Annotated in this window: 6 protein-coding genes; 3 read left to right on the top strand and 3 right to left on the bottom strand. The window is 32.8% G+C overall.

Going from position 1 to position 6,299, the window contains the following annotated elements; genetic code table 11:
* The coding region (locus U6A24_RS19575; RefSeq protein WP_324181708.1) for a hypothetical protein at window positions 1–414 on the bottom strand (414 nt) is incomplete at its 3' end.
* A 976-nt stretch (window positions 415–1,390) separates the two neighbouring features.
* Between U6A24_RS19575 and U6A24_RS19570 the strand changes: the two genes are divergently transcribed.
* The 3 genes from U6A24_RS19570 (at window position 1,391) to U6A24_RS19560 (ending at window position 5,087) form a co-directional block, all read left to right on the top strand.
* On the top strand, window positions 1,391–2,227 hold the full coding sequence (locus U6A24_RS19570; RefSeq protein WP_324181707.1) for a LytR/AlgR family response regulator transcription factor: 837 nt from the start codon (window positions 1,391–1,393) through the stop codon (window positions 2,225–2,227).
* Between the two features lie 124 nt (window positions 2,228–2,351).
* Window positions 2,352–3,014 (top strand): CPBP family intramembrane glutamic endopeptidase, encoded by a 663-nt coding sequence (locus U6A24_RS19565; protein ID WP_324181706.1) that lies wholly within the window; start codon window positions 2,352–2,354, stop codon window positions 3,012–3,014.
* A 630-nt stretch (window positions 3,015–3,644) separates the two neighbouring features.
* Entirely contained in the window at window positions 3,645–5,087 is a 1,443-nt protein-coding gene (locus tag U6A24_RS19560; protein ID WP_324181705.1) for an ATP-binding protein, read from the top strand.
* A gap of 90 nt (window positions 5,088–5,177) precedes the next feature.
* Here the strand turns inward: U6A24_RS19560 and U6A24_RS19555 are convergent, their stop codons facing one another.
* Both U6A24_RS19555 and U6A24_RS19550 read right to left on the bottom strand, forming a co-directional pair.
* Window positions 5,178–5,807 (bottom strand): flavodoxin family protein, encoded by a 630-nt coding sequence (locus U6A24_RS19555; RefSeq protein ID WP_324181704.1) that lies wholly within the window; start codon window positions 5,805–5,807, stop codon window positions 5,178–5,180.
* A gap of 14 nt (window positions 5,808–5,821) precedes the next feature.
* Window positions 5,822–6,208 (bottom strand): hypothetical protein, encoded by a 387-nt coding sequence (locus U6A24_RS19550; protein WP_324181703.1) that lies wholly within the window; start codon window positions 6,206–6,208, stop codon window positions 5,822–5,824.
* Window positions 6,209–6,299 lie beyond the last annotated feature (91 nt).

Genomic DNA, 6,299 nt, shown 5'->3' with positions numbered 1-6,299 from the left:
TATCATAATGGGTTCTTCAATGCTTCCATCGATATTTTGATCAATCGATAGCATGAATAACTCATTAGGTAATGATCCTTCTACCGATACCGGGAAGGTATAATTGGTATGTTGCCCCTTGATGGAAAGATGCTTTATTTTATCAATATAAATAGAGACCCCGTTATCTTTAATTTTGTTTATACTATGCACACTTTTTGTTGGCATTTTACTCTTCAGGCTTGCCATAACATCAGGAATCTCTTCTTTGGAAATAAAGCCTTTTTTGTAAAAAATCGAGGTTCGTGTTGTGACCGTTTCGGTAACTTCTTGGGTTTCCTCGAATACTAATTCTTCTTCATGACATCCTGTAAAAAACAATAAGAACATCATAGTGAAGATGGTCAATACATGACTTTTAAAATAGTGTTTCATAATGATTTATGTGTTTTATGGTTAATGATTTATTTGTTATTCTTCTACAATGATACTAAGCCCCAGTTTCATTTTTTGAAACTCGGGTTGTTGATACTGTTATTGTTGTGTTAAATATATTATTAAAGCATAATGAACGGTGTTCCCTATACGAGATTGATAAATATTGTGTTTCTATATCTCATTGCATTCCCCATACCATGGCGCCCCGTAACCAAATTTCCTCTTCACAGCAATTGATCAGGCCTTCCCGTAACCTTACATACCCGTCCCGGGAGGTATAATACCTCCCTGGGAGGTTGCCAGGTAATTTCTGGGGCAGTACATAGGCTTCCCGGGCTCCGGGAACGACTTTGAATGCTCCGGGAAGGTATTTGCAAGTGCTGTGGAGCACTTTTAAGATGCTGGGAGACCAAATAATGGTTACGGGAAACGTATAGCGAGCTCCGGGAAGGCGGTTGTACCCTCCGGGGACGTATTGGTATATGCTGTGGAATATACAAAAGGTTACAAAGACACTATTTTAAGAACCAAAATGAAGAAAAAAATCCCGGAACCTTTATATTAGATCAAAATTTTCTTTCAACATACTTTGTTGTTTTAATTACTCATGATTTACGGGTGCAAGAATATGCCAGAGGAATTTCATTTTTTGAAACTAGCTCCTTTTTTTCTCAAAAATGTTTGGCAACTGTGAGAACCTATAAAAATAATTGATCGGTATTTTGGATTTTTGGGATATGGAGTAAATTATAAGTTTATATATTTACAAGTGGATTCTATATATAGAATATATGTACCGGTACATATACTCCTACGTTGTGCTTCATTATCAGAAACCGCTAACTAAAAATAAAATTCTTTAGAAAAATTAGACAAAATTTACCCTCAAAAAGTAATATTGGAAAGTATTTCAAATGTGCTGTTGGAGAAATTATTCTTTACTTTTGAATCTGATAAAAAAAGTTTCTAGTCCGTGTCTATTAAACAACTAAACAAAAATATAGTAAAAACAGTATGGCAAGAATTTCTGAGCAGTTCTACATGGCGTTGGTTACAGAAAGTCTTTGTATTAATTATTTTCTCATTAGTGGCAAATCATATAGCAACAAGTGATAATTTTCTAAATAGTGAATCGTATAGATTCCCTCTAGTAGGTTTTCTGTTTACTATTCTTTTTTCTTTTCTCGTTGGAGTTATAGCGCATTTTAATTTTAAATTTTACAAGAAAAAACATTTTTCTAAAAAGATAGAAATTGCTACAATTGCAAGGTTTATGGCTTCTACTTTGGGGTATATTACAATGATTTATATTCCTGTAAATATTATTGTAGTAGGAGTTGCAGATGGAGAGATAAAGTTATATTATATATTAATTGGTTTACTAATTACCTTATTAATATGTTTTATCATTATAGCTTTATTGTATGCTCAAGACCTATACAATTTATATAAGTTATCTATAATAAATGCTGAAATTACTATTGATAGCGGCTCGAAAATAAAGAAGCTTGCCTATGAAAATATTGCGTGCTTTTATAGCGAAAACAAAATTGTGTATACTGTTCAAAACGATGGCACAACAATTAACACCGATTTTACATTAAATGAGCTCGAAGAAAAAATAAACGATCAATTATTTTTTAGGGCCAATCGGCAAATTATCATTCATAAAGACACTGTAGACCAAATTGAAAAGATTGAAAATGGCAAGTTGCGTATTCGGTTAAAAACTTTAATTAAAAACGATGCAATTGCCGAAATTAATATAAGTCGTTACAAGCGAAAAACATTTATGGATTGGTTTCAATAAAAGATACCAAAAACTATCGACTATTTAGTTGCAAATTTCGACCATTCAGTAAAAACATGAGTATTTAAAGGATTTTTCAGAGATTTTGTTCATTATTTCGTTTAGAATTTAAAATCAAAAAACAATGAACGAAATCACTTCAAGACAAATATTAATTCCATTAATTACCATTGCAATCATATGCTTTTTATGGTTTGGGCCAATCTATTTAGGTTTACTAACACTTATCATTTCTTCAATAGTAGTTTTTATAGCCAGTGCTATAGAATATAAAGGAAAAGGATTCTCTGCACTTGGGTTTCACCGTGAAAAATTCACATTTAAAAACATCCTCGTTCTTGCACCATTAGTCGCAATAGGCCTCTTTCTTTTTCATGCTTTTGTACTAATTCCAGGAATTACAAAACTCACAGGAGTTCCAATAGATTATTCAGGTTTTGATGAATTAAGGGGAAATCTTCCTGCCTTTCTAATTACGTTAGTATTAGTATGGGCTGGCTCTGGTTTTGGTGAAGAAATCATTTTTCGTGGATATTTTATGCGACAATTTTTAAAATTCTTTGGAGAAAGTAAGATTAGTGTTGCATTAAGCATTATTGTAACTACTGGTTTTTTTGGTTTAATGCATAGTAGTCAAGGCATTACAGGGCAGATTGTCACTTTTGTTATTGGATTACTTATAGCTTTGATATTCTACTTACGTAAATACGATTTGTGGTTTGTTTGTTCTTTACACTGCTTTTTTAACACAATAGGCTTAACTTGCTTTTACTTTGGATTGATGTAACGTTATCAAATAATTTTACTTAACATTTTGAATTTATCCAATAAAATGTACCTTTTTTGCAATGTGTTTAATGTTACTAGAAAAACGAATTAAAGAAAACATTTAAAACAATAGAAATAAAATAACGAAAGCACAACAATGTATAAGAAAACATAGGGATTTGTGCTTAATTAAAAGGTCTGTGTTTGTTCGCAAAGTCCCCATTGCTGGCGCAAGTTTGCAACTTGTGCCTCTATTAACTACTACAAAAAAAAGCTATGATACCTAAATACCATAGCTTTTTTCTATTTACTTTGTCCTACAGTAATTTGCTAAGCATTAACGGCACCCGAAAGGATTCGAGCGCTAGCCTATACGAGGACCAGCAGGGGATCAATCGAATGGTTGTTGTATTTTTGGTAAGGCGCAATCCTTGCAGAATGGTAAAGTTAGCAATCACTGCGCAGAAAAATCAAAATGCAAGGTAACATTTTGCCCTGCTACAACACATGTATTAAACGTTGTGCTTCATTGTCAAATTAAACATTTACATTCCTTGTTTAAACCTTAAACATGCATTATGTGAAATAATAGATGGTTTTAAATCTGTTTATTTTGCATATATTTGTTTTATTAAGATTAAATTCGAGTATGTTAAACCTTATTCCAACAGAAAAGATTATTGAACGCCTTCGTTATGAAAATCCATGGTGGATTACCAAGGAGATACCTAACGTTTATAGCTCAATGTCTAAGAGATTATATTTTGATCTATTTTATCCATTCGTACTCGAAAAGAATATTAAAAGAGCCGTAGTTCTAATGGGGCCTAGAAGGGTTGGTAAAACAGTAATGTTATTTCATTGCATCGAAAACTTACTGAAAAAAGAAACAAATCCTCACAAATTATTTTTTATCGGAATTGACAATCCAATTTACGTCAATTTAAGCTTAGAGGACATTTTAACTCTATGTAAAAAATCTTTAAATCTTGAAAACCTTAATGGTTGTTATGTCTTTTTTGATGAAATTCAGTACTTGAAAGATTGGGAAAGACATCTAAAAGTATTAGTTGACTCATACCCTGAAACTAAATTTATTGTTTCTGGCTCGGCTGCCGCAGCTTTGAAATGGCATAGTACAGAGAGTGGAGCGGGAAGATTTACTGATTTCTTACTTCCTCCATTAACATTTCAAGAATATATCCATTTGAAAAAATTAGACCATTTAATTTTTGAAGGTGAAATTCGATATGGAAACAAGGATATAAAGTATTGTTTAACTCATGATTCAAAAGCACTAAATAAAGAATTTATCCATTATTTAAATTTTGGTGGATACCCCGAGGTTGTCTTGTCTGAAAAAATACAAAGCGATATGGGTAGATATGTGAAAAATGATATTGTAGATAAAGTTCTACTTAGAGACTTACCAAGCTTATACGGGATTAAAGATGTTCAAGAGTTAAACAGATTTTTCACATACATAGCATATAATACTGGAAATGAATTTTCATATGAAACAATGTCTAGAGAAAGTGGAATTCAAAAGGATACGCTAAAAAAATATCTAGAATATTTAGAAGCGGCATTCCTAATTAAAGTGTTAAATAAGGTTGGAGTCAATGCAAAAAGATTAAAAAGAATAACAAGCTTCAAAGTATATCTTACCAACCCATCACTTCGCACTGCTTTATTTTCTCCAATAAGTGAAACAGATCAAGAAATGGGAAACATGGTGGAAACTGCAATTCTTTCACAATGGATGCATCGAGAGCAACTAGATTTAACATATGCTAGATGGAAAGATGGGAGAAATGAAGGCGAAATAGATCTTGTATTAGTAGATGACAAAAGTTATAAACCAGTTTGGGGAGTGGAAATCAAATGGAGTAATCGATATTTTGAAAAGCCCCAAGAATTGAAAAGTTTAATTAAGTTTTGTGAAACAAATAAATTTGAATCTGCTGTTGTCACTTCAATTGATAAAATAGGAATAAAAGAGATACAAGGTTTAAAATTTACTTTTCTACCTGCTTCAATATATGCTTACAATATTGGAGAGATTACTCTAAAAATGAAAACTAATAATTAAAAAACGAAAGCACAACAATTTGTATAGCTCATTTGCTCCCTTCGGGAAGCAAACGCACCATACAAGGAACGTTAAATTTCCTTTCAACCCTTAAAAACCAGAGTCTTTAGATAGGACTTCATTTTTTTCGTTTCTAATACGATCGGCTATTTCCTTTCCAAAGTTGTTTGCCATTTCGAGGGCAATTTTCCTATTGGATCTTTTGGTTTTAGATTCATCGTTGGGTTTCATGAGCCAAAAGGTTTTTGAGTCGATCAATGTTGCTTTTTTTTGAGTTATTAGCGCTTCCAGCATACGTTGCGATCTTTTGGTAGAACCGCTACCCAATGTGATCGCTACTACTCTTTGCCCTTCAAGATCAGTACTGTTCTTAATATAATTACGTATTGCCTTATCTGGGGCCCAGTTGTAGGTATTGGCACAAAACACATACAAATCAAATGATTCTTCAATTTTCTTTGCTGCCGCTACCGTTGCTATTTTTGATTTCCATCTGCTTTCAGACAGGCCTTCAGCAAAAGCAATACTTACTTTTTCATCCAGATTATAAATGGGGTCGGGATCATATATTACCAGAGCATTGTAATCATCATTTTTTCCAACAGTTGCCAATTTTTCGGGTCCCATTTGCTGGACCACGATGGTAAGCGCTATCCAGGTGATCACAGTAAGGGCTATAACAATAAATATCGTAGTCATGATTTTCTTTCTTCTTTTCATCGTTCTTGCATATCCTAATATGGCACCAAACCATAGGCAGCATTTAATAAAAATACGCCTGTTAAAAACAACAAAACATACAATACCTGAACCAGCTTTACATTCACAAATGCTAGCCATTTTACGGTTCCGGTCGGAAAAATGAACAGGTTTAATCCAATACCCAATGAGATCCAACCTATCATTGTGATTATAAACCGCCAATTAGGTTCCCAAATGTTATGGGCAAGAATATTGAGCAAACCAACAATGATGGCAATAAACGAGGTAATGATTACAAACTTTTGATCTTTAAGGTCTTCAAAAATTTGTTTGATCCTGTTTGGATTAAAACTTAAAATGAAGAAGAAAATGATGAGGTACCAGCCCCAAAATTTTGCTAAAAAAATAGAAGTATCCATATGCAGATTGCTTTTATGATCTGTTCAAAAATAGCTGCTCTACTTGGTATTAAATATGATAAATATCATTCCGAAAACGGCAGCTTTAATA

Origin of the sequence: Aquimarina gracilis (assembly GCF_035285365.1) — a bacterium.
In the GTDB taxonomy this organism is placed as follows: domain Bacteria; phylum Bacteroidota; class Bacteroidia; order Flavobacteriales; family Flavobacteriaceae; genus Aquimarina; species Aquimarina gracilis.
The sequence above is the reverse complement of the archived record's forward strand: the minus strand, read 5'-3'. Positions and strand labels throughout refer to the sequence as shown.

Bases quoted from the DNA above. Each gene is read 5' to 3' on its own strand.
- U6A24_RS19555 (WP_324181704.1), bottom strand. From the start codon at position 5,807: ATGAAAAGAAGAAAGAAAATCATGACTACGATATTTATTGTTATAGCC.
- U6A24_RS19560 (WP_324181705.1), top strand. From the start codon at position 3,645: ATGTTAAACCTTATTCCAACAGAAAAGATTATTGAACGCCTTCGTTAT.
- U6A24_RS19565 (WP_324181706.1), top strand. From the start codon at position 2,352: ATGAACGAAATCACTTCAAGACAAATATTAATTCCATTAATTACCATT.
- U6A24_RS19550 (WP_324181703.1), bottom strand. From the start codon at position 6,208: ATGGATACTTCTATTTTTTTAGCAAAATTTTGGGGCTGGTACCTCATC.